Genomic DNA, 20,920 nt, shown 5'->3' with positions numbered 1-20,920 from the left:
ATTCCACCTCAGGCCGCCTGACCGATGGCCGCTCCAACTCCACCCCGAATTTCCACCTCATTGACGGACACGACCTGGGCGGCAGGCGTAGCCGTCGATGGCCGCGGCGGCTTGGGGCGTGGCATGAGCTGTCGTCACCCCTGTCAGAACAAGGGCCAGTAGCGCGGTGCCGGCTTGCAGGAACCGCCGGAGGGATAGGGTAGGATGGGACAGGAGCATTGTGTCACCGGAATCGTGAGTGCGGGGCTTCGGATCGGATGGGGGTTCTGAGCGGGGTTAGGCTCAGAACGGCAGCTGCACTTCGATCCAGAGTTCGTCCTTGGCCGATGAGATCCAGGTGAGGGTGAAGGGCACGTCGTGGCGGCCGAGGTTGAACAGGATGTCGGCCTCGCACAGCCGAACCTCGAAACCCTTGGCACCGACCGGGACGTACCCCGTCTCCTGCACGCTGACGGTCCGCTGCAGCACGGCACTTGCCTGCTTCACGCTCAGACTTTCCTCGATGGTGTCTTTGAGCAGACGTTTCACGACCGGACTGGCGCAGGTTGGCATGACACCGTTCGCAAAAGAGGTGTCGTCGGCACGGCTATGGCGCTGAGCGATCCGGTAACCGCCGATGAGGATGACGCCGACGGCGACGACGATGGCCGCGTATCGACGTCCCTTCTGCACATCCGGGTTTGCCGCCTGTTCCGCGTAGCGGGCTTTCAGCCGTGCGATCAGACCGGGCGGGGTCGGGTTGGTCTCGGTCATGCGGCACCTCCTGTGTTGCAGGCGGAGGTTCACGCAAAGCCGCCCGATCTTGCGGCCGAGATACCGTAATTCATGTGGCTATTGCCAGTGGTTTTAAGGCCCGCACCGAGGCTGCTTGTGCCTCGTGATGACAGGACGAGCCTTGCTGGCATGGAACCTGCGCCGAGTGCGTGTCGCCGCGGGCATCAGCCAGGAACGTTTGGCTGCGGATGCCGGTGTAGACAGGGCTTATCTCGGCGGCCTGGAGCGCCAGACAGAAAACCCAACTGTGGATCTTCTCGACAAAGTCGCGACGACGCTTCGCGTGCCACTCGCTGAGCTATTCCTACAACCGGATGTAGGGGAACCGCCGCCTCAACCTCTACGCGGCGGTCGACGGCGGAACTAATCATGGATAGGCGCGGCACCGAAGCAAACGCTGTCGTAGTTTCAGCTTTGCGCCAGAAGCAGAAGTTGGCCACCTGCCCGGAAGCGGACATGCTGCTCGCGACCCGACTTCGCAGGGATAGTTAGCTCACACTGTCCCTGGGGGTCGTCTGGCAGCTTCGGGCTTGATGACCAAGGAAGAGGACATGATCGACGGTCTTGGTCACCCCTTCGCCGTGTGGCAGCCGTTGTTGCCGAGTCTGCCTGGCCCAACACCGATGCCATGGTCCCCATCATGAACCGCGTGGTAGCGGCGGCCTCTAGAGAGAGGACCGCATTCGCGGCGATGCTGAACGTGCTGCGGGCCACCTTCTCCTGGTTTATGCCGCAGTCGGGATTGGCCTGGATTGACGAATTGTCGGACTGTGACGCGATGAACGTCAGTTCTGGTCCCACGCTAGCAACGGCGAGCACCTGGTTCTCCTGCTGTGCAACCTGATCGCGGTTATCCCTCTGTCGGCAACGATGGAAAGGCGATGGTTGGCATCTTAGAGCATCTAATCGAGGCCAGCGTGCGCCGCGCCTCACTCGTCCAACAGAACCTGGTGCGGCCGAAGCGCTGACAACCGCCAGATTAAGCGTCTCCGGTGAAGGTTTCTTCGCGGAACGCACAACCGCGGAATCGATAAACCATAGGGGAACGTATAGAGAACTTTTGTCCGATTCGGAAGTCCGCACGCCGGAGTGACAGCTCCCCGCCCCCACAGACCAATCTGGTGGTCAATCGTTTATGGATTGCTGATAGGACGGACTTGATGACGATCTTCGACGATAAGCTGTCGACACTTGGCCTCACCGTCCGCCTCGGGGCGAATGGACCGCTCGAAGCCATGACTTCGGCGCTGCTGGCTGGTACTGGACGGCCCGCCGTCGCGATCGGCTCGGGTGGTTCGGCCATAATGGCCGAATTCTTCGCGCGATGCCGCACAACGCTGGGGCACGGGGTGACGATCGTGCAGACCCCAATGGAATTCGTTGTCTCGCAGGACGACTGGTCAGACTTCGATATTTGGCTGTTCAGTGCTGGAGCTGATAATCCGGACATCGCTGGTGCGTTCACGGCGGCGCTGGGCTCCGCCGCCAAGACGGTGCGATTACTCACCGTCAACTCGCAAGGCGCGACGTCGCTCGCCGCGGTCGGATACGACCGTGCACAGGTGATCGTCGTTCCCGTGGCGGAGCGAAAGGATGGCTTCCTCGCGACCCACTCCCTAGTGGCGATGGTCACCTGCGTGCTGGCCGCATGCGAGCTGCTAACAAGAAGCTTTGGCAAGAGCGACCTGATTGCGCGCTACGCCGTCGAGGTCGAAGCCATCGTTACCTCCGAGGCCCCGCTCTGCTCCATTTTCCGAGCGGGAGATACCGTCGTAGTCCTCCACGATCCGCAATGCCGGACGATCGCGACGCTCATCGAGACGTCGCTTTGGGAGACCGGGATCGCACCTATCCAGAAGGTCGACTTCCGCAACTTCGCGCATGGGCGCCACGTTTGGGCAGCGCGCTATCCAGACAGCATGTACGTCATAGCCGTTACCACGGCCATGTCGCGCGAGATCTGGCAGAGCATCCGCGCCGCTCTTCCGACGTCGGTGCGGGCCAGCGAAGTCGACCTCGGCCATGCCGGCCGCTTCCGCACGGCGATCTCTGTCGCCCAGGGGTTGGCGACCGTGCGGGCGCTTGGTAGGGCGACCGGCACAGATCCAGGCAAGCCCGGTCGCGGCGAGTTTGCCGAGGCGATCTATGGCGATCAAGGGCTCGCCCGCCTTGCTGACAGGCTCGATCCAGCCGTCCGCCATAAGCTCGATGCGGTCCACTTCCACGATGATCCCACCTGCCCGACAATGGGTGCAGTACTTGCGCGAAACCAATGGTTAGGCATAGTCTCCGAGGCACGCATCGGCGGCCTCGTCCTCGACTATGATGGGACGGTGGTCACCACCGAAGCCCGACTCGGTCCGCCCGCTGACGAGGTCGTCGCCGAACTTACCCGGCTCGCGGACTCGGGGATTGTGATCGGCTTCGCGACGGGCCGGGGCGGCTCGGCCGGTGAGGCGCTGCGCAAGGCGCTGCCCGAACGGCTGCACCCGTCGGTCACAGTCGGATACTACAACGGCGGCCACATCCGTCCTCTTAGCATCGACATCGAGCAGGACCAGCCGGAGGCAAACCCCGACCTCGCATCCGCCGCCACGTGGATCGAGGATCAGGCTCTGCTCAGACCGGGCGTGAAGCTCAAGCGCGGCAAGGTGCAGGTCACGATCAACCACTCGGACGTGCTCTCGCCTGCAACCTTCTGTGCGTCGCTAGCGACGTTCCCTGCCGTCGCTAGCGGCCGGATCAGGCCGGTTAGCTCGCACCATAGCTTCGACCTCCTACCTGCAAAAACTACCAAGACGTCGGTATCGAATTGGATTCGCGCGACCGTGGCGGCCGATGCCCAAATCCTTGCAATCGGGGACAGTGGTGAGCCTGGCGGCAACGACGCCGAGCTCCTCGCCAATGCGCCCAGCGTCAGCGTCGACGGTGTCTGCGGCCACCTGGGAGGATCGTGGTCGCTATTCGGCCGCTCCGCCTCAGGCCCGACAGCGCTGCTTCGGATTTTACGCGCGCTGCGCGTCGAAAACGGGCATGCTCGCCTCGATCTGGCCTCCGTCGGCGAGAGTTCAGCATGAGCAGCCAAGCGCGCACGACAGCGTCCCGTCTCGGCCATGTGGTGGGGACCGGCCTAGTTGCTCTCGACCGCGTCCATGTCGGAACGGTGCAGCCGCTGTTCGAGGAGCTCGGCGGATCATGCGGCAATGTGCTTATCTCACTTGCGATGCTCGGTCGCTCGGTGACGCCGCTGATCCGCTTGGGTAGGGATCCGGTCGGCGCACGACTAAAGCGGGACCTCCGGCTGGCTGGCGCCGATACCCGGCTCGTGTGGAGACACGGAGAAGTGCGCTCTCCCATCATTGTCGAAATGCTCGACCCCGACTCGAGCGAGCACCGATTTTCGTTCATATGCCCGCAATCGTCGGAGCGTTTCGGCACCTACCAGCCGATCACCCCCTACGAGCTCGAGTCGGCTAGGCCCGTGCTCTCAACCTGCCGGATATTCTACGCTGACCGGGTTTCGGAGACTATCTGCGACGCTATGGAAGCGGCTGCCGCCGGCGGCGCGATCGTCCACTTCGAACCGTCTAGCGTGTCGGATTCGAAGCTGTTCGAGCGCGCGCTGTCTATTGCGCATATCTTCAAATACTCGGTCGACCGACTTGCGGCTGAGGCTGCAACGTGGCTGCGGGCGGATGCCTTCAGCATCGTGACGTCAGGTAGGTACGGCCTAGAGGTGCGCCACGCCGGTGCCGTCCACCATTGCGAAGCGTGGAGTGCCGACGAGGTTCGGGACACGTGCGGTTCCGGAGATATGGTGACGTTGGGATTGCTCGACGCGATCCTTCAGTCGGACGCCTGCAGCCCTGAGGCGCTATCGGTCGAGGCGATTCTGTCGGGCGTTAGCGTCGGGCAAAGGCTGGCGGCGGCGAACTGCGCCTACGTCGGCGCGCGCGGGCTGTTCCGCGAGCGCGGTGCCGCCCATGTGCGCTCGATCCTCTCTGAGGCCCAGGGGCCGCATCAGGCTGCGTGACTAACGCTCTCGTCCTCCTGACGCAGCTCTGAGCGAAGCTCCATGAGGAGCTCGCCCAGCATGTTCCTCCCCTCACCGTTCACTTCACCCCACAGGCGATTGACCTCGTTGTCGACAGTGGCGCTCTCGACGAGCCGCGCATTACCTGTAGATAGCAGTAACTTCCGCAAGTCGTCGTGCTGGGTGAACTTTGCGCGTAGCACGCCGCGCATTCGGTCGAACTTCGTGCGCGACCAGCCAGGTACTATGTCCCAGTAGTAGAGGCCATGCGCGGCCATGGCTACCAGCGCCGGCGACGGGGCCGCCAGCACCCAAGCCCTCACTTCCGGCTTGCGCGCCTTACCCGCCTGGTAGGCGTGTTCGCTCGTCGCGAACATTCCGCCCTCGAACTCGACTGGGCGTCGGAACAGATTGCTGAACGCGCCGAATGGCCTCTCGCTCGCCCGGTAGAAGCGGATTTCGTCATCGGCCACGTGCGATCTTCCTTGCAAATCGTCATCAATTCTGCATGCTAATTTGCATGAAGCCGAGTCAGATTGAAAGGGAAAAGTTAGTGCGTGAGCTCACGCGGCAGCAAGCACGGGCAAATTTGACTCAGAGTCAGCTCTCAGCAGTGGCCAAGGTGGACCCCAGCCAGACCTCCAGAATCCTTGACGGGCAGTTCAAGACAATGAGTGGCAACGTCTTGCGAATCTGCAAGGCGCTAGGCGTTGACCCGCAAGAGGCAGCCCAGGGCTCCAGTGCGAGTGTGGCAAAGACCCGTGCGGCGTGGGCGAAGCTAGAGGCCTCGTTGCGGCGTGCGTGGGATCAGACTCCGCAGGGCGCCGAGCACTTGGTGGCGGTCATTGATGCGGTCGCGCAGATGCGTCTGCGCAAAACTCCCGATGCAACCAATTTGAACGATTCTGTGTCTGGGACGCCACGCGCGTAGACAATTCCAGGTGCAATCGACACGTCAACGTGTATTGTTCAGATGGGAGGTGCCGGCCGGGCGATTGCCGACGGAGACCAAGTCCGGAGGCGGTCGCGTGAAAAAGGAATTGGCCGAAGCGCTCCTCGCTAAGATCATGTCTTGGACGGATCAGGAGAAGGCGAGTGAGCGAGCGCGACTTGAGACGTTCGCCAGCTACAAGTACGACGAGTACCAGCAGTTCGCGCCTGGGCGCCGCTTCATCGAGAGCCTTGCCCTCTGGCTCAGTCAGTTCGACGCCGGCCACCAGCGGCGCACCGCATACGACTTCGTATGCAGCCGGCTGATCTTCTTTAGCGCAAGCGAGATCAACCACCTCGTCGAGCTCACCTTCCCGACCATCATCCGTCCAAAGCTTATCGCAACCGCTTGCAAGCGCAGCGGCGTGTCGCTTGAGCGCATTAAGGCGGCGGTTGCGACCAAAGAGTACCAGACTCTCCACCGGCGCACCCTATACCTCGGCATGAGCGATGGCGCCCACACGGATTGGTTCCGCCGCGCGAACCCAGCTGTCTCCAACGAGCAAGTCTTTCACGCCTACGATGTGTCCGATGTGAAGAGTTCGGACATGGTCGACGAGCTGCATAAGGACCTGTTGGAGATGACAGGCACGTTGCCAGCCGGCGACGCCGCCTTCTTCGAGAACGTCGTCCTGCTCGACGACTTCACTGCGAGCGGCACCAGCGCGATCCGCTTCGACGATGAGAAGAAGAAGTGGAAGGGCAAGATCCCGAAGATCATCGAGGATCTTGAGAAGCCGGAAGGACTCGGCGCCTGCGTCGTGCCGGGTGTTAACGTGATCATCATTGCTTACATCGCCAGCACTCAGGCGATTAAGCACATCCGCGACAACCTCGCTCAGCTCCCCTTTTCGAAGGGCACTGTCGAGTTCCACGTTGTTTGCGAGCTTCGCTGCGACGTCTCGCTCGACAAAAGTCGGGACGCGGACTTCTTCAAACTGATGGCGGACGACCGCTACTTCGACAAGGAGGCCGACGATAAGCACGGCGCGGTGGGTGGAACCACTAAACGCTACGGCTACGCCGACGGGCGTCTCCCGGTCGTGCTCAACCACAACACGCCTAACAACTCGGTCTACATCCTTTGGGCCGAGGACGTGCACAGCGTGCACGGGCTCTTCCCGCGCGTCAGCCGGCACCGGAAGCTGCAGCAGTCGTGAGAAACCCGTTCCGCATCAGGGTGTCGCAGCGCGGGACCACCGACGAGGAGTTCGTACGGCTGTTCGGCGCAGGAGCCCTCGACCTGCTTCAAAATGTGAAGGAACCCTGGGGCAGCGTCGTCTTTCTGCGCAGCGCTCCAGGGGGTGGCAAGACGTCGTTCCTCCGGCTGCTCACGCCGCGGCCGCTTAGTCTTGCCAACTCGCTCGCAAGTAACAGCGCGACCGTCAAGGCCACCCGGGAGGCGCTGCGCGAGGTGGACGCAATCGGATCGAAGGGGCCCGAGATCCTCGGGACGATGGTCGAGTTCACCTACGAGTACCGCGAGCTCGCCAACTTCGACCGCGGAAACTCGCTCTTCCGCGAACTGGTCAACTCCCGGATCGTCATCGCAACGCTCCGGGCCGTCCTCGAGCGGCTCGAGCGGCCCTTCCCCAGCGACCTTGACCAGATCCGCTTCGCCTGGGAGCCAGAATCCGGGAACACCATCCCTGCGGAAGCGACGGGAAAGGAGCTGTTCGACTGGGCGTCGCGGATCGAAACGGACTTCTACGGGCGCATGGACGTGCTCGGTGAGCCGGAACCGATCAGCGGGGGCCACGCTCGCTTGGATGGGCTGAAGTGGTTCGCGAATGCTAGGATCAGCAGTCGGCACGGGATTGTCCATGCCAAGCGCGTCCTCCTGTTCGACGAGTTGCAATCGCTCGCGGCTGGGCAGCGCCGCTCGCTGATCGACTTCGTCACCAACGCTCGCGAAGAGTGCGGCGTCTGGATCGCCGAACGGCTTGAGACGCTGACCCACAAGGATCTACTATCAGAGGGGGCGCTCGCCGAGCGTGACTACAGCGGCGTCATCCAGCTCGAGCGTCAGTGGAGCGACCGGCGAGGCACGGGCTACACCAAGTTCGTCGAGAACATCGCGAAGCTCCGCGCCGCCAAGGCCGACAACTTCGGCGACCGCGACCTCTTCTCACTCATCTCGGACAGCGACGACCTAGCGACGTGGAGCCAGGCATTCGGCCAAGCGTGCGTGGACATTGAGGCGCGCATCCTGGCAGGGCGTGGAAGGAGCCCGCGCTACCACCTCTGGCTCGAGGAGGCGCGCAATAAGCGAGGCAATCCCATCGAGCGCGCCATCCAGTGGCGAGTGACCGAGATCCTGATCGCACGCGACCGCAAGTACGAGCAGCAGGCGTTCGACTTCGTTACCCTCTCGACCGAGGAGCTCGACAAGCGGAACAGCAGCGCGCTCGAACGCGCCGCGGAGCACTTCGTCAGAACGGAGATTGGGGCGCCAATCTACTTCGGCCGCCAAGCGCTGGCGGACGTCTCCTCCTTCAACGTCGATCAATACCTCTCGGTGAGCGGAGAGCTCTTCGAGGAGATTTCGGCTAAGATCCAGTATCTGCGCGACAAGCCGATGCCGCTCTCCGCCGAGCGGCAGGACGACATCATCCGCCAGGTCGCGAAGGGACGCTGGACGGATTTGACGAGACGGATGCCGCTCGGCCGCGAGGCGCGCATGCTGCTCGAGGGCATTGGCGGACACTGTCAGGCCCAGACCTTTCGTGAGGGCGCATCCTACGCCCCAGGTGTCACTGGCGTCGCGATCACAATGGAGGATCGCGAATTCCTGATAGACTCGCCCGACGAGAAGATCCGGCACCTCAGCGGTCTGCGCGAGGTGCTGACCTCGCTCGTGGCCCACAACCTTCTCGTGCCGCGCCTCGACCACCAGAACAAGGGCAAGACGCACGTCGTCTTCTACCTTAACCGTCTGCTTTGCGTGCATTTCGGCCTACCCCTCGGTTATGGCGGCTGGCGGGGGAAGAAGCTCAAGGAGCTCGTCACCTGGCAGGTGCACGGCGCGCGCGAGGAGGAGCCAACCTTTGTCTGACAGCGCGGCCACGATGAGGTGGGACCCCTACTCACTAACCAGCGACGCTGACTTCGACGGGTTCTGGCAGCAGCACCTCGACGAACGAGCCCGGCGGCTGCTACTCGTGCTTGGCAAGGGCTTTGACGTGCGCGCACTGGAGACCGCACGTCGTCTGCGCGATCTCGGCGCCGACGTGCACGTCTGGCTGCTCGCCTTCCATAATGGCCAGGACGACACTAAGGTCCGCCGACAGCGCACGGATCTCAACGTCGAGCGACTCGGCAAACTCTTCGACGCTTCGCGAATGCAGGAAATCGAGATCGACCTTGGCGGCCTATTCGAGACCCCAATCGCGACGCAGGAAACCTACGCCCAGCTCAGAGCCGCTGGCGACCCAACTGAATTCGACGACGTCATCGTCGACATAAGTGCCATGCCTCGGATGGTCGCGATGACGAGCGTCGCCGTCCTGCTGCGGCGCCTCGACGAGGCTCGAGCGAAAGGCGGCCGCTGCGTGAACCTGCACGTAGCGACCGCTGAGAGTGTTACCGCCGACAACAACGCTGGCCAGGGCTCGCTCCGGGATCAGGTCTCGTTCGTTCGTGGCTTCTCCGGCCAGCTGACAGCCCAGACGACCAAGGACCTGCCTCATGTCTGGTTTCCCGTGCTGGGCGAGAACCAGAAGGACCGACTGGACAAGATCCACCAGCACCTCAACCCAGACGAGATTTGTCCTGTAGTACCCTTCCCGTCGCGCGAGCCGCGGCGGGGCGACGAGATAATCTACGAGCATCGCGAAATCCTCTTCGACACCTTCCAGGTGGAACCGAGGAACATCCTGCTGGCCTGCGAGTACAATCCTTTCGAGGCGTACAAGCAAGTATTTGAGGCGATGGACCGCTACCGGCGCGCCCTTAACGAGCTAGGTGGCTGCAAAGCCTTCGTGTCGCCGCTGTCGTCGAAACTGCTCTCGATCGCTGTGCTGCTCGCCTGCTACGACCACGTTTACGGTCAGGTGTCCGGCAAGCCACTCACGGTGGGCATTCCCTACATCGAGACAGCTATCTACGCCGACCCGGCGCAGAAAGAGGACGATCCGTTCGAGCTATTTACGATGTGGATATGTGGCGAGTGGGAGACGCTCGATGCTCCCGCGCCGACTCAGGCAGACGAGATCCCGACTCCGGATGCCAAAATTGTAGTGAAGCCTCCTGCTTAGGATCCCGCCGACAATACTGAAACAAAATAGGCCTGAGGTGCCGGATGACGAGGTGACGTAGTTCGTCATCTAGGCTGCAATGTGCCCCTTCGTGCTGGTTGACGGCATTATCGATGATCTGCTCAGGTGGATATCGGGCTGACTCACGTCGATGTTGGTGACGACTACGCGCGTCCCACGCCATCTGATCCTCCAGCTGCTTGTCGGCCGAAAGAATCACAACCCGTTGAAATTACTCAAACCCTTTTGGGCCCGCCCCTTAGACTATCTCCATTGCGAGGAAGAGGCGTACCTGAAGGAGGCAAGGTGATATGGCGGGGCCGTGGTGCAAGCTCACAGGCCAACGAGGCGGCAGGGCGGCATCATTGGCGAGCCGGTTCGTGGACCAGCTCGCTGAGGGGCATACGGTCAGATGACGCCGAGGCGCAGAAGCCAAGAGGGGTGACCGTGTCGGCAGATGAAGGCGGGTGCGACGAGGCAGCCGTCGGTCGCCTCGGCGGCAGCCTCGAAGAGGTACCCGGCTAGGGTGATGAAGTCAGGTTCCGGCGCGGTTGGATCAGGCCAAGGCAGTCCGCTGTCAGGATCGTGCGTGACGTGAGGCACCAACTCATCACCGGGGTCTATTTCGGAGGCCTTATCATGGACGTTTGCGGCTGTGCCGGCTTCAGCTTGCTGAAGTGGGTGGAAGCCGGAAACCAAATGGCGAGGCATGCTCATACGATGATCCTTCCGGCGGTACGGGCATCGGCGGCGTAGGCGGAGAGGGGCTTTTGAGGTTGAAAGTAGATGTCTCGTGAGACCGGCAGCTTGAGATAGCCGCGCAGGCGGACGAGTTCGGTGAGGTCGACGTAGCCAAGCTCGGGTGACCCGAGCCCGAGATCGCAGAGGCCGAAGGCGCGGGTGGGGTCGGCAGGATCTAGCTCGGACAAGAGCCAGGTGGCGGCGGCGTCGAAAAGTGCCAGTTTGACCACCGGCAGCGGGTCGATGTTCTTGCCGGCAGCGGAGCGTTGGCCGTTGAGCAGCAACTGGCGGCGTTGTGCCTTGGTGAACCAGGGGTGCGAGAGCCTCATGCGTTGCCTCCCGTCGCGATGTTCGAGACCGCCTTGCGGGTGTGGCGGGGACGGCGGGTTAGAGGTGTGACCGCCACGGGTGACGACGTTCGCCGTCTGCTCCGCCGGGGGGATGAACGCCGGCCCTCGACTTTCCTCGATGGCGTGATCAGCGTCGGTTCTTCGGCACGGACCTGGGGCGAGGCAGGAGCCTTGCCGTAGATGAAGGTGGCCGTGCTGGATGCCGCCGGAGCGCGGTGGGGGCAGCGCCAGCGGCGAAGAGGGCGTTCTGGGCGGCTCGGGCGAGGGGGGAAGGTCACCCAGTGCCACGGCGGCTACGCGGTTGAAGTCGAGGTAGCGGGCATGAACCGCCCGGGCGTGATCGGCAGCCCCTGCGTGTGCAAGGGCCTCGAGAATGGTTTCCAGGCTGAAATGGACGAAGCCAACTCGATCAGGTGTTGCACCGAGCGGAGTGACGAGGGTGTTGGCGTAGACCTTGGCTGAGGCACCAATCCTGCGATTGAGGGCGGGGCCGGTGAGGATGAAGAGCCCCCGGCTGGCGTACCCCTGATCGACCATGAGCTGAGCCAGGGTGTGCTCTCTCCGGATTTGCTCAATACCGGGGCGGAAGAGCAGTGGATCGTCGGGGGAGCGATAGAGGCCAGAGGCGCGGGCGACCTCGCCATAGCGGGCTCGGACGGAAGCCGACGGACCGATCATCTGCTCGATGAATTTTAGCTCGATCGCAATGAAGGCTGGCTCGCCGTCGGGAGTGATGACGTCGAGCTGGAGGTCGAAGGCGGTGCCGTCATGAAGGTAGCGCTCGTCGCCGCGCCCCGGTGAGGTCTCGAACTTGAGGTGCGTGACTTGATGGACGAAGTCCGGCAGCAGGCGCGACCAGACCTGGGTGGCGAGATCGAGGTCGAGGGCCATAGGCACGAAGAGGTTCAGCGCCAGTCCCTGGCTCGAGAGGAGGTGCCCGAGGATCTTGGCCTCGTCCCACATCGCGCCAAGCTCGCGCAGGATGAGAGCCTTGCGGACGTAGGCAGCGATGTCGGGGCTGAGGAAGGTCAGGCCGGCGAGAGCATCCTCACAACGGAGGCGCCAGCCGGCGCGGAGCTTGCGGGTCTTGCCCGCCTTAGTGCCTGAGCCGAGTTCGATGTGGAGGCCGCAGGGCAGCTTGTGATCGGCGCGCCAGAGGGAGGATAGAAGGCGGGCGGCTGACGCGAAGCGGGTGTCACCGGCGATGAAGGCGGCGTGTTGCCGGCGGACGACGTCGGGGATGACGGGTGCGTGGCTGAGGGTCATGGCTGATCCTGGATGAAGCCGCGGGTTGTGCGGGCAGATCCAGGTTCAGGTGGAGGTCGTAGTTTTTGCGAGACGGAGATCGTTTCGCGAACAGATCAAATGATCAGGTCTGCGAAACATTAGATCAGTCGGGGAGAGCGACTTTCTCGATTGCGATTTTCCATAGCTAAACAGTATTCAGATAGAATTTAGACAGCATTTCAGATAGTGTTGGAGATGCATAGGTTGTGACCCGGCTCCTGAGACTATGATCGACTTCGGGACACGGCTAGCAGGTATGTAGATCACTTGGTTCGGTTGGGGATTTCACCCAGAGTGCTCGTGAGGAGATCGAGCTGTCGCCTCATGGCCGTGGCTGGTCTTCTCCGGGGGGGTGTAGGAAGTGATATCATATCGGGATTGAGCAGCTCATCGCACACCGGCCCATGAGCCGATGTAGGCCGCACCCCTCAGCGTTTTAGGCGCGATCGAACGTTCGGCCTCGCTTAATCGTCTGAGGGAGCCCGTTGTTGCCGCGCGTAGGCTTTGCGCACGCCCTCAGAGGTCCAGCGCCGACCAGTTCCGGTGGTGATGCCGCGCCCGTTAAGGTCGTCCGCTGCGGTCTGATAGCGGCCTGGCTCCTCAGCCAGTCGGTCCACCGCGAGCACCAGTTCGATCTTCGCGCGCTCGCGTAAGGCCGGCGACTCGGTCTCATGGCGCTGCTGCCAGCGTCGGAAGTGCTTGACCGGGTCAAAGATCTGACCCTCGATCATGATCGGATCAGGTCTCAGATCTTGGCGCGGTACGTCGTGGTTCGCGAGGTACATCCGCATGAAAGCGTGCGGGCGCCAGTGGTGAACGAGCGAGAAATTGACGTAGAGCAAGGTCGCGCTATGCGCCGCGCAGAGGCGAATGATGCGTTCGAGTTCCTCCTCGACCTGCTCTGTCCCCCGATCAGCCTCCATCTCCATGAACGCGGCCTCACCGACGAGCTGGCCTTTCTCTTCGCGGACGTGGCGGCGGATCACCTCGAGCTGATAGCGGATCGTGCGGCTTTTCTGAGCGGCGGCCTCGACGTCCTTGGGCAAGGCCCGAAACCCGCGACGCGGTACTGGCAGCGTCCAGTAGAACCCAACATACGCTCCCGCCACACCCGACTCCTGTTCTCGCCGGGTTGTAACGCTCGCCCCGGACAATTCCGCCGTTTCCGCAGCGAGGGTCCCTGACCGGCTACTCCTGGTCCATCGCCTCACGGGCACAACCGGACGCCCCGTCCGGCCCCGTCCGAGTCCACAAGGACCGAGAGTAACATGACACAACAGGAAGCCTACGGCGTGCTCGGACTAGAACCCGGCGCCACGATTGACATGATCAAGGATGCCTATCAAGCAACCGCCAAATCCACGCACCCCGATCTCAGCGGCAGCGGCAGCGATGTGGAGTTTCGTCGTGTTCAAGAAGCCTATGACGTTCTGAAACACGGCCATGTTCACGCTGGCCTTAAGAGCGCGGACGTGGCCGATACCGCTTACGATCATCAGAATACCCAACGCACGGCTAAAGCCACGGATGCTGCTGTAGAGTTTGTCCAGGCTTTCCTAGAAAATCACGGGAATGAGATCCTGTTCGATGGCTCACTGCATAAGGCTGGCGCGCCGCTGAAAGCAGACAATACGAACGCAATTGTAGCATTCCTTAACCGCGAGGACGTCGATGGCGCTTGGCTCATCGACGAACTTGTCGGCGAGGCACGCATTCGTGGAATTAAATTCGCGAAAAGTGATCTAACGCGCGCGGTCCGTGTTGTGATGCGCGCAGAGCAGCGAGGTCGCCGCAATACCATCGTCTTGCCCCTGCTGACGCCCTCAACTGCAGAGGAGCAGAAAACCGCTGCGCCGGTATGGTCGCGGCTTACCGAAGCCGTGTTCGAGACCGATCCCGTGCTGGCGACCGCATGCCTGCAGCACTTCATCTGGCAAGTGAAGCGTAAACTTCTTAACCTGAGCGTTCAGCATCACTTGATGCCGGTTATTTGGAGCCCAGTACAGGGCGGGGGGAAAACGACGTTCGTACGCAGATTCCTTGAGCCTCTGCGCGAACTTGCCGGTCCTGTACTGCTTTCGGATTTCGCAGATAAGCGATCAGGCGATATCTATCGTTTTCCTGCGCTGTTCGTTGACGACCTCGAACAGATCGAACCACGTCTTGTACAACCACTGAAGGGCTTGGTGTCAGGCGACCGCATGCGGCGGCGCAAGCTTGGCACGTCGATGACCGAAGGCTACGAGCAGCGCACGACACTGATTGGTACGGCCAATCATACGATCGATGCACTCGTCGCGGACGACACCGGCAACAGACGTTTCGCCAGCCTCGCCTTCCGCAATGGCAAGGAAGAGACCGGTGGCGATCGCAACGTTTGGGATGCGGTGGAAGCAACCGACTACGTGCTGCTCTGGCGCGGGGTCGACGTGTTTGGGCCGGCGCCGGTCGCGGCGCACCTGCCAGCGTTGGTCGCGCTTCAAGAAATGTGTCGCCCACCAGGCCCCATGCTGAGCTGGCTGCTTGAGCTTGACCTCTCATCGGCGCGAGTCAAGCGGGTCAATAGTACCTACGGAGCGCGCGCCTCCGACCTGCACGACCTCTTTTGCGAGCAGATGAACAGCGTAATGACCAGCACCTTGTTCGGGATCAGCATGACGCGGCACGTCAAAAACCCCGACGTACCCTACGGACCCCGGATCAAAAAGGAGTCGGGCTGGTATTACCCGCTGAAGGTCTTCGCGTCAGACCCGTCAGACCCGTCAGACCCGTCAGACCCGTCAGACCCGTCAGGGTCTGGGGATACCGACGCGCTGTCAAGCTCTGATTGTGAGGAGGTCGCGTGATGACCTCTGTTCACTTCACAACGTTCACGCCCGGGACCCGCGCCATGCTGTCCATGAACCTCGCCGGAAAGTACCGCCCGCGCACCTTCAAAGCGGTACAGGGTCAGCCCCATCCGGTCCGCTTCCTCTCCGGCCTGATCCAGCACGGTCAGGCCGCCCGGTCGCTGCTGCTGCACGGGGCAATCGGCTCGGGCAAGACCTCGCTCGTGCGGATCTACGCGCAGGCGCTTAACTGCGAGACCCCGACCGCAGAGGGCTCGCCCTGCCAGACGTGTGAGCCTTGCCAAACCGGAGTGGGTTTTCACGAGTACGACACGAGCGGACGTGGGGGCGAACGCGAGACCGTCCTCGAGTGGATCCACCCGCGCTACCTATCTCCGAAAGGTCGCGGCTGGACCGTGCTGTTCTTCGACGAAGCGCAGGCGCTGGAGGCCAAGGCAGCCGATGCCCTCCTGAAGATGGTTGAGGAGCCAAAGCCCGGCGTGATCTTCTGCTTCGCCACGACGGAGTTTGTAAAAATCCGGGCGGCGCTGCGATCGCGTCTGATCAGCTTCGAGATCAAGCCGCTCTGCGCAGATGAGGCGATCACCCTCCTCACAGATTGCGCCTGTCTTGAAGGCATTGATCACGAGCCGGGTGCCCTGGCGCTGCTGGCTGGCCTACGGCACGGCTACCCTCGCGACCTTCTCAACGGGCTCGAGCAGGTGCGCGTTTCCAATGGCGGTCCAGTCACCATCGCTCGGGTGCGCGAGGTCTTCGACATCGACCATACCGATCGTTTGCTCACCTACGTTCAGGCGCTCGCCACAGGCGATCCGGGGGCACAGAACGCCGCCTGGTTCTCCTGGAACGAGGCGGCCGCGGTGAAGCTTGATTGGCTTCGGACGCTCTTTACAGGTCTGTATTACAACGACGTTCTGGGCCAGACGATTACCGTCGATGCGCTGATCGCCTCGATCTTGCCATCTGAACGCGCACCGATCTTAGCTGCCTTCCGCGAGCGCCTCGGCGTGGCTTCGATGGGCGCGCTCGCCCCGTACTGGCGAGCAATGATGGCACGCTGGTCAACCGCGGCGCTCGATCTTGACGAAACAGCACTTCAGCTGCGTGTCGCGCTCTTCCACCACTTCGTGAACGATGAATTGCCGGTGTTGGGACTTGGGCGACAGGTCGAGACCCGCGACCGAACGCCTGAACGCGCCAAGGTCACATCGGCACCTTCGGCGGTCGAGGTGCAGGTGGTCTCGCACGCTCCAGTCGGCGGGCCAAATCGTTTTCCGACGATTGGGGACGCGCACGGCGTGATTGAGTCTGCCTCGTACCTGATGCAGGAGCACGGGCGGCTGTTTAACGCGCGTCTGCGGATCGAGCCAGCCCTGTTCGGCCTTCAGGAGGAAGCGGAGTCTGTCTCCCTTATCGCGGCGTTCTGCCTAGCGCTGGAAGCGCAGGTCGAGCGCTGGAGCAAGGGGCCCTTTGTTCGACTCAGTCTGATCGAGCGCGACCTTGCGCGCGACGGCGAAGTCGTTGGGCATATTCTCGCTCATCTGCCAGAGCCGACCGGACTGGGTCGGTCCGTGGATATGGTCACGCGGATCACGACGTGGGCGTGCTCCTGGCGGCGCGAAGCGTGGCTTCCGAGCTGCGATGCGGTGGTGTTCGAAACGCCAGCCACGCACGGGGCAAAGCCCCTGACCTTCCATTGGGACAGCGTACTCGACCTGTGTGCCGGGGTTGGCGAGGACGCGATGGATCGAGATCCGGTCCAAGAAGCCCCGGTCCGGCTTCTCGACCTGCTCGAGATCGCCCGGTCGCGGCGACGGATCGTCGGCGGGATTGCCGCGCCGCTGGTCGCCCGCTCCGAGTTGCTAAGACCGCACGCGGTCGAGATGGCATGTGAGAACGGCATGCCGCTCCTGTCCGCTCTCGCAGCTAGGCAATGGGACCGCATCTGCTCGGGCTGGGAGCTGCAGGAGCACAAGGACCGGCAGCGAACGAAGGCGGAGCGTGCCGCGGCACTCGTACGCATTGCGGAAGACTACGGCGACACGACGGAGGCTCGGGCGCGCTGCGAAGACCTTGTTGCGAGCTGGCAGGGGCCTTCCGAGGAGCGGCTACGACGAGCATGGCGGGGCTGGTGGCTCCCGGAGGAGGTGTGAATCATGCGCGACATCGACTTCCTCGCGGAGCAGCCCGCCTTCCCCGGCACGCTCATCTATCGGTACCGCTCCGGTACCCTGCGCACGCAGGTGCGCGCGGCGCTCGCTGAAATCGCGAGTCAAGAAGACCGGGAACTCGCACGCTGCGAGCGAGACGAACTCGCCACGATCTTACGAGGTGGATCGTTCTTCACGCCGATCTACTGGTGCGATTGGACAGCGCTTACCCCCTCGAGCGTGCTCACGGCCAAGCTTGATGAAATTCTCACGGGTATCATCGCGATGGCCGGCGATCGCTTCGCATTCTTCGTTCCGATCGAGGGTTCCTTGTCGGCGCGACCACTCTGGTCTGAGGTCGAGCGGATGGCGGGCCTCGTGCTTGTCGAAGAACCCGTCACGCGCGAGACGCTGAAGCCGGCCCTTCGCCTGTTTCAGGCGACAAGCGATTTGGCGAAAGGCGTCGACTGGCTTGCGGATCCAGCCTTCTGCGCGAGCTTCGACCAGTTTCGGGGCCGCAAGAAGCACTCGCTGCTCGAGTTGCGCCATGCCTTCGATGTTCGCGTCGTTAGCTGCACAGATCCTGTCACCCATGCCTTCCGGCCGGAGGTTTGGCACGACCTCTATCCCGATCCGACACGAGCGCGCAGAACTTCGGCACTGCGTGACCTGCGTCAGCTCCTCGCGCGTCGTCGAGGTTGGGACCGGTTCGACCTCGTGCGGACCCTCGACGAGCGTCACACCCTCGACGGCTGGACGGCGCGTGACGTCGTCAACGAGCTTCACCGCGTTACCTTCAACATCGTTGAGGAGCCCGCTCATACGGCGCGACAGACCGGAGTGAAGCAAGTCGGAGCGATCGACCTCGTTCTCTGGGCAGCCCTTCTGCTATCTTGGGACGGGCGCCTCCACGCGATTGCCGCCGCCGATGCGGACGGCTATCGGCGACGGCCGGATGGACTTGTCACAGCGCTCGACGAACTTGGTCGGGACTTCCTGGCACGAGTCGATCTCGATGCTGAGACGGATCCATTGGTAGGCGCCTGGGCTGGGGTGGACGACGCGCTCAGGCGCATGACCACTGACCCGACCGACGCGCTGGCTCCGGCCCGGATGGCGACGCTCGAAGCCCTGAACGAGCGTCTGCGCCGCATCCCGACGAAGATCCCGTGGCTCTTGCGTTTGGGCCGGCGTGTCCGGCGGGCGATCGAAGAAGCGGAGGCGGCGGAGACCAAGTCTCGCGACACTGATGTCGCGGAAGAACAAGCGGCGCAGGATGCACAGGCTCTGGTGGACACGACGGGAGGGCGGTGAAATGGAAAATCTAAACAGTACGACACCAGACGCCCTCGTGGATCGAGCGTGGCTCGATCTGAGCTTGGCGACGGTGCTTGGGCATACCAAGACAGCGACCGCCTTGCGTGAGCGCGTGCGTGACAGCCGCCACGACACGGGGATCATCCTCCACGGATCAAAGGGCGTCGGCAAGCGGACGCTTGCCCGGCTTTATGCCCGGGCCGTGCTCTGCGAGACGCCGACCGAGGCGGGCGAGGCGTGCCGGACATGCGGTCAGTGCGTATCCTTCATCAAAAGCCGTCCGATCGGCTATACGTGGCTAGATGCGACGAAGGATGGTGATGAGAAGACCGCGCGCAAGCTTGTCGGAGAGCTGAATGTTGGATCGGTGGCAGCCCGGCGGGTCATCGTCGTGGGGAACGCGGATCGCTGCACGAACGGGGCGTTCGACGCGCTCCTGAAGACTCTCGAGGAGCCGAAGAGCCCGATCACGTTCATCCTGCTGGCCCAGGTGCTCGCGGAGGTACGTCTGGCAGGACAGTCACGCTGCGAATTGTATCGCTTGCGGCCATTGGACCGAGAGGACGCGCGTGTAACCCTAGAGGCGATGCTTTGCGCTGCTGGGACAAGCATCGACCAGCGGGCGCTCGACGTGCTCGTCGCGGAGACCGGTGGGCGGGTGGGGGACATGCACGCGGCTGTGCGGGCGGTCGCCGCCCTGTCCTTCGTGACGCTGGGGTGGGTGCGGAAGGCTCTTGGTCATGGCTGGGTCGAGGAGGTTACAGCCTTCTGGGGAACAGCGCTGTCTGCGAATGAACCGCCGCTGGAGGCGCTGATACTTCCTCTGATGGACGACGCGCGTGAGACGCAGCGGCGCGTGCAAACAGTCTTGCTGCGGCTGCGACCGGCCGTCCTCGGTGCGTCAGCGGTGGCGGTGTATGAAAGTGAGGCCGCGCTCGTACATCAGCACTCAGTCATTCGCGAACTGAGCGAGATGCTGGCGGCTCGGGCCGCTTCGCTGAGCCGAACGCCATTGGATCTCTGGTGCGCACTGGCCCGACTCTGGCTATCGGACGATCACGGCGATTTTGACGGGCTCCGGGAGGCAGGGCGAGCGACGCGGCTTGTCATTACCGAAGACGTGCAAGCATTGGGTTCAGCCTAACCTGCAAGTGCACGCATTTCCGGGACCCCCTCGCGCAGCACGTAGCCGCGACCCCAGACCGTCTCGATGTAGTTCTTGCCGCCTGAGGCGTTCGCGAGCTTCCGCCGCAGTTTGCAGATGAACACGTCGATGATCTTCAACTCGGGCTCGTCCATGCCGCCGTAGAGATGGTTGAGGAACATCTCCTTGGTCAGCGTCGTCCCCTTGCGAAGGGCGAGAAGCTCCAGGATCTGGTACTCCTTGCCCGTGAGATGAACGCGGTTACCGTCGATGGTGGTGGTCTTCTGGTCGAGGTTCACGATGAGGTCGCCCGTGGTGATCACCGACTGGGCGTGGCCCTTCGAGCGGCGCACGATGGCGTGGATGCGCGCCACCAGCTCGTCCTTGTGGAAGGGCTTCGTGAGGTAGTCGTCCGCCCCGAAGCCGAGGCCCTTCACCTTGTCCTCGATCCCGGCCATGCCGGAGAGGATGAGAATGGGCGTCTTGATCTTCGAGGCACGCAACGAGCGCAGCACCTCGTAGCCCGACATGTCGGGCAGGTTCAGGTCGAGCAGGATGATGTCGTAGTCATACAGCTTGCCGAGATCGATCCCTTCCTCACCCAGATCCGTGGTGTAGGTGTTGAAGCTCTCGGATTTGAGCATCAGTTCGATGCTCTGCGCGACAGAGGTATCGTCCTCGATCAGCAGCACGCGCATGGGAACGATCCTCCAAAGGTTGCGGCATCCTGAACGGACATCGGTAACAAACCGTTAAGGCCTCGCTCCAGCGCAGCGCGAAGCTGTGTGGCGGTTCGGTCTAGGCGCTCTCACCCTCGGCCTAAGCGCCCGGGTATGGACCCTGGAACGGTCCTCCCTGCGCCTTTCCCTCTGTGTTATTCAGCCCTCACGCCATGGATCGATGAGGGTGATCCCACACGCGACGAAGTCTCGAACGTTGCGGGTGGCGAGGTGCGCTGCGTATTCCGACGAAGCCGGCCGGGGATTCCGATTTGAAGCCGGCCGTCGTTCCGAGGCGAAGCCGGCCACC

General features: G+C 62.8%; 17 protein-coding genes and 1 pseudogene. 11 read left to right on the top strand and 7 right to left on the bottom strand.

Features of this window, described 5'->3' with window-relative positions:
- Positions 1-282: 282 nt before the first annotated feature.
- Positions 283-753: a hypothetical protein gene (locus K2Y56_RS17500; protein WP_292510303.1), complete on the bottom strand. Its 471-nt coding sequence runs from the start codon at positions 751-753 to the stop codon at positions 283-285.
- Between the two features lie 127 nt (positions 754-880).
- Here K2Y56_RS17500 and K2Y56_RS17495 point away from each other — a divergent pair, with 127 nt between their 5' ends.
- The 3 genes from K2Y56_RS17495 (at position 881) to K2Y56_RS17485 (ending at position 4,807) form a co-directional block, all read left to right on the top strand.
- Positions 881-1,141, top strand: coding sequence for a helix-turn-helix transcriptional regulator (locus K2Y56_RS17495; RefSeq protein ID WP_292510314.1), 261 nt, complete (start codon positions 881-883; stop codon positions 1,139-1,141).
- Positions 1,142-1,934: 793 nt separating this feature from the next.
- Positions 1,935-3,851 carry a hypothetical protein gene (locus K2Y56_RS17490; RefSeq protein WP_292510299.1) on the top strand — a complete coding sequence of 639 codons (1,917 nt, stop codon included), beginning with the start codon at positions 1,935-1,937 and terminating at the stop codon, positions 3,849-3,851.
- The gene (locus tag K2Y56_RS17485) at positions 3,848-4,807 is read left to right on the top strand and encodes a PfkB family carbohydrate kinase (protein WP_292510295.1); all 960 of its coding nucleotides are present in this window, start codon (positions 3,848-3,850) and stop codon (positions 4,805-4,807) included. The genes K2Y56_RS17490 and K2Y56_RS17485 overlap by 4 nt, the downstream gene beginning before the upstream one ends.
- Here the strand turns inward: K2Y56_RS17485 and K2Y56_RS17480 are convergent.
- Positions 4,795-5,280 carry an NADAR family protein gene (locus tag K2Y56_RS17480; protein WP_292510293.1) on the bottom strand — a complete coding sequence of 162 codons (486 nt, stop codon included), beginning with the start codon at positions 5,278-5,280 and terminating at the stop codon, positions 4,795-4,797. The genes K2Y56_RS17485 and K2Y56_RS17480 overlap by 13 nt on opposite strands.
- Here K2Y56_RS17480 and K2Y56_RS26545 point away from each other — a divergent pair.
- From K2Y56_RS26545 to K2Y56_RS17465, 4 genes are all read left to right on the top strand, one after another.
- Positions 5,235-5,738: a helix-turn-helix transcriptional regulator gene (locus K2Y56_RS26545; RefSeq protein ID WP_366849039.1), complete on the top strand. Its 504-nt coding sequence runs from the start codon at positions 5,235-5,237 to the stop codon at positions 5,736-5,738. The genes K2Y56_RS17480 and K2Y56_RS26545 overlap by 46 nt on opposite strands.
- 97 nt (positions 5,739-5,835) lie before the next feature.
- Positions 5,836-6,957, top strand: a complete 1,122-nt coding sequence (locus K2Y56_RS17475; RefSeq protein ID WP_292510290.1) for a hypothetical protein — start codon at positions 5,836-5,838, stop codon at positions 6,955-6,957.
- Positions 6,954-8,852 carry a hypothetical protein gene (locus K2Y56_RS17470; protein WP_292510287.1) on the top strand — a complete coding sequence of 633 codons (1,899 nt, stop codon included), beginning with the start codon at positions 6,954-6,956 and terminating at the stop codon, positions 8,850-8,852. Before K2Y56_RS17475 ends, K2Y56_RS17470 begins: the two co-directional genes overlap by 4 nt.
- Positions 8,845-10,053 (top strand): hypothetical protein, encoded by a 1,209-nt coding sequence (locus K2Y56_RS17465; RefSeq protein WP_292510284.1) that lies wholly within the window; start codon positions 8,845-8,847, stop codon positions 10,051-10,053. Before K2Y56_RS17470 ends, K2Y56_RS17465 begins: the two co-directional genes overlap by 8 nt.
- A 408-nt stretch (positions 10,054-10,461) precedes the next feature.
- Here K2Y56_RS17465 and K2Y56_RS17460 read toward each other — a convergent pair whose 3' ends face one another.
- The 4 genes and pseudogenes from K2Y56_RS17460 to K2Y56_RS17450 all read right to left on the bottom strand — a co-directional run bounded on the left by K2Y56_RS17460 (position 10,462) and on the right by K2Y56_RS17450 (position 13,540).
- The gene (locus tag K2Y56_RS17460; RefSeq protein ID WP_292510282.1) at positions 10,462-10,656 is read right to left on the bottom strand and encodes a hypothetical protein; all 195 of its coding nucleotides are present in this window, start codon (positions 10,654-10,656) and stop codon (positions 10,462-10,464) included.
- Between the two features lie 110 nt (positions 10,657-10,766).
- Positions 10,767-11,123 carry a DUF2958 domain-containing protein gene (locus K2Y56_RS17455; protein WP_292510312.1) on the bottom strand — a complete coding sequence of 119 codons (357 nt, stop codon included), beginning with the start codon at positions 11,121-11,123 and terminating at the stop codon, positions 10,767-10,769.
- A 339-nt stretch (positions 11,124-11,462) separates the two neighbouring features.
- Positions 11,463-12,410, bottom strand: a pseudogene (locus K2Y56_RS26540) (hypothetical protein); the annotation flags it as partial.
- Between the two features lie 485 nt (positions 12,411-12,895).
- A complete protein-coding gene (locus K2Y56_RS17450) occupies positions 12,896-13,540 on the bottom strand; it encodes a hypothetical protein (RefSeq protein ID WP_292510278.1) in 645 nt (214 codons plus the stop codon).
- Positions 13,541-13,699: 159 nt separating this feature from the next.
- Between K2Y56_RS17450 and K2Y56_RS17445 the strand changes: the two genes are divergently transcribed.
- From K2Y56_RS17445 to K2Y56_RS17430, 4 genes are all read left to right on the top strand, one after another.
- Positions 13,700-15,277: a DnaJ domain-containing protein gene (locus tag K2Y56_RS17445; protein ID WP_292510275.1), complete on the top strand. Its 1,578-nt coding sequence runs from the start codon at positions 13,700-13,702 to the stop codon at positions 15,275-15,277.
- Positions 15,277-17,433 (top strand): AAA family ATPase, encoded by a 2,157-nt coding sequence (locus K2Y56_RS17440; protein ID WP_366849036.1) that lies wholly within the window; start codon positions 15,277-15,279, stop codon positions 17,431-17,433. The genes K2Y56_RS17445 and K2Y56_RS17440 overlap by 1 nt, the downstream gene beginning before the upstream one ends.
- A gap of 3 nt (positions 17,434-17,436) precedes the next feature.
- Positions 17,437-18,744, top strand: coding sequence for a hypothetical protein (locus tag K2Y56_RS17435; protein ID WP_292510272.1), 1,308 nt, complete (start codon positions 17,437-17,439; stop codon positions 18,742-18,744).
- A gap of 73 nt (positions 18,745-18,817) precedes the next feature.
- Positions 18,818-19,891: a hypothetical protein gene (locus K2Y56_RS17430; protein WP_292510306.1), complete on the top strand. Its 1,074-nt coding sequence runs from the start codon at positions 18,818-18,820 to the stop codon at positions 19,889-19,891.
- Here K2Y56_RS17430 and ctrA read toward each other — a convergent pair.
- Positions 19,888-20,589, bottom strand: a complete 702-nt coding sequence (ctrA, locus tag K2Y56_RS17425) for a response regulator transcription factor CtrA (protein WP_292510269.1) — start codon at positions 20,587-20,589, stop codon at positions 19,888-19,890. The two genes, K2Y56_RS17430 and ctrA, sit on opposite strands and share 4 nt — an antisense overlap.
- Positions 20,590-20,920: the final 331 nt, after the last annotated feature.

It is taken from the genome of Methylobacterium sp., from assembly GCF_019745455.1.
Classification (GTDB): Bacteria; Pseudomonadota; Alphaproteobacteria; order Rhizobiales; family Beijerinckiaceae; genus Methylobacterium.
The sequence above is the reverse complement of the archived record's forward strand: the minus strand, read 5'-3'. Positions and strand labels throughout refer to the sequence as shown.

Bases quoted from the DNA above. Each gene is read 5' to 3' on its own strand.
- ctrA (WP_292510269.1), bottom strand. From the start codon at position 20,589: ATGCGCGTGCTGCTGATCGAGGACGATACCTCTGTCGCGCAGAGCATC.
- K2Y56_RS17435 (WP_292510272.1), top strand. From the start codon at position 17,437: ATGCGCGACATCGACTTCCTCGCGGAGCAGCCCGCCTTCCCCGGCACG.
- K2Y56_RS17500 (WP_292510303.1), bottom strand. From the start codon at position 753: ATGACCGAGACCAACCCGACCCCGCCCGGTCTGATCGCACGGCTGAAA.
- K2Y56_RS17485 (WP_292510295.1), top strand. From the start codon at position 3,848: ATGAGCAGCCAAGCGCGCACGACAGCGTCCCGTCTCGGCCATGTGGTG.
- K2Y56_RS17455 (WP_292510312.1), bottom strand. From the start codon at position 11,123: ATGAGGCTCTCGCACCCCTGGTTCACCAAGGCACAACGCCGCCAGTTG.
- K2Y56_RS17495 (WP_292510314.1), top strand. From the start codon at position 881: ATGACAGGACGAGCCTTGCTGGCATGGAACCTGCGCCGAGTGCGTGTC.
- K2Y56_RS17440 (WP_366849036.1), top strand. From the start codon at position 15,277: ATGACCTCTGTTCACTTCACAACGTTCACGCCCGGGACCCGCGCCATG.
- K2Y56_RS26545 (WP_366849039.1), top strand. From the start codon at position 5,235: ATGGCCTCTCGCTCGCCCGGTAGAAGCGGATTTCGTCATCGGCCACGT.
- K2Y56_RS17490 (WP_292510299.1), top strand. From the start codon at position 1,935: ATGACGATCTTCGACGATAAGCTGTCGACACTTGGCCTCACCGTCCGC.
- K2Y56_RS17445 (WP_292510275.1), top strand. From the start codon at position 13,700: ATGACACAACAGGAAGCCTACGGCGTGCTCGGACTAGAACCCGGCGCC.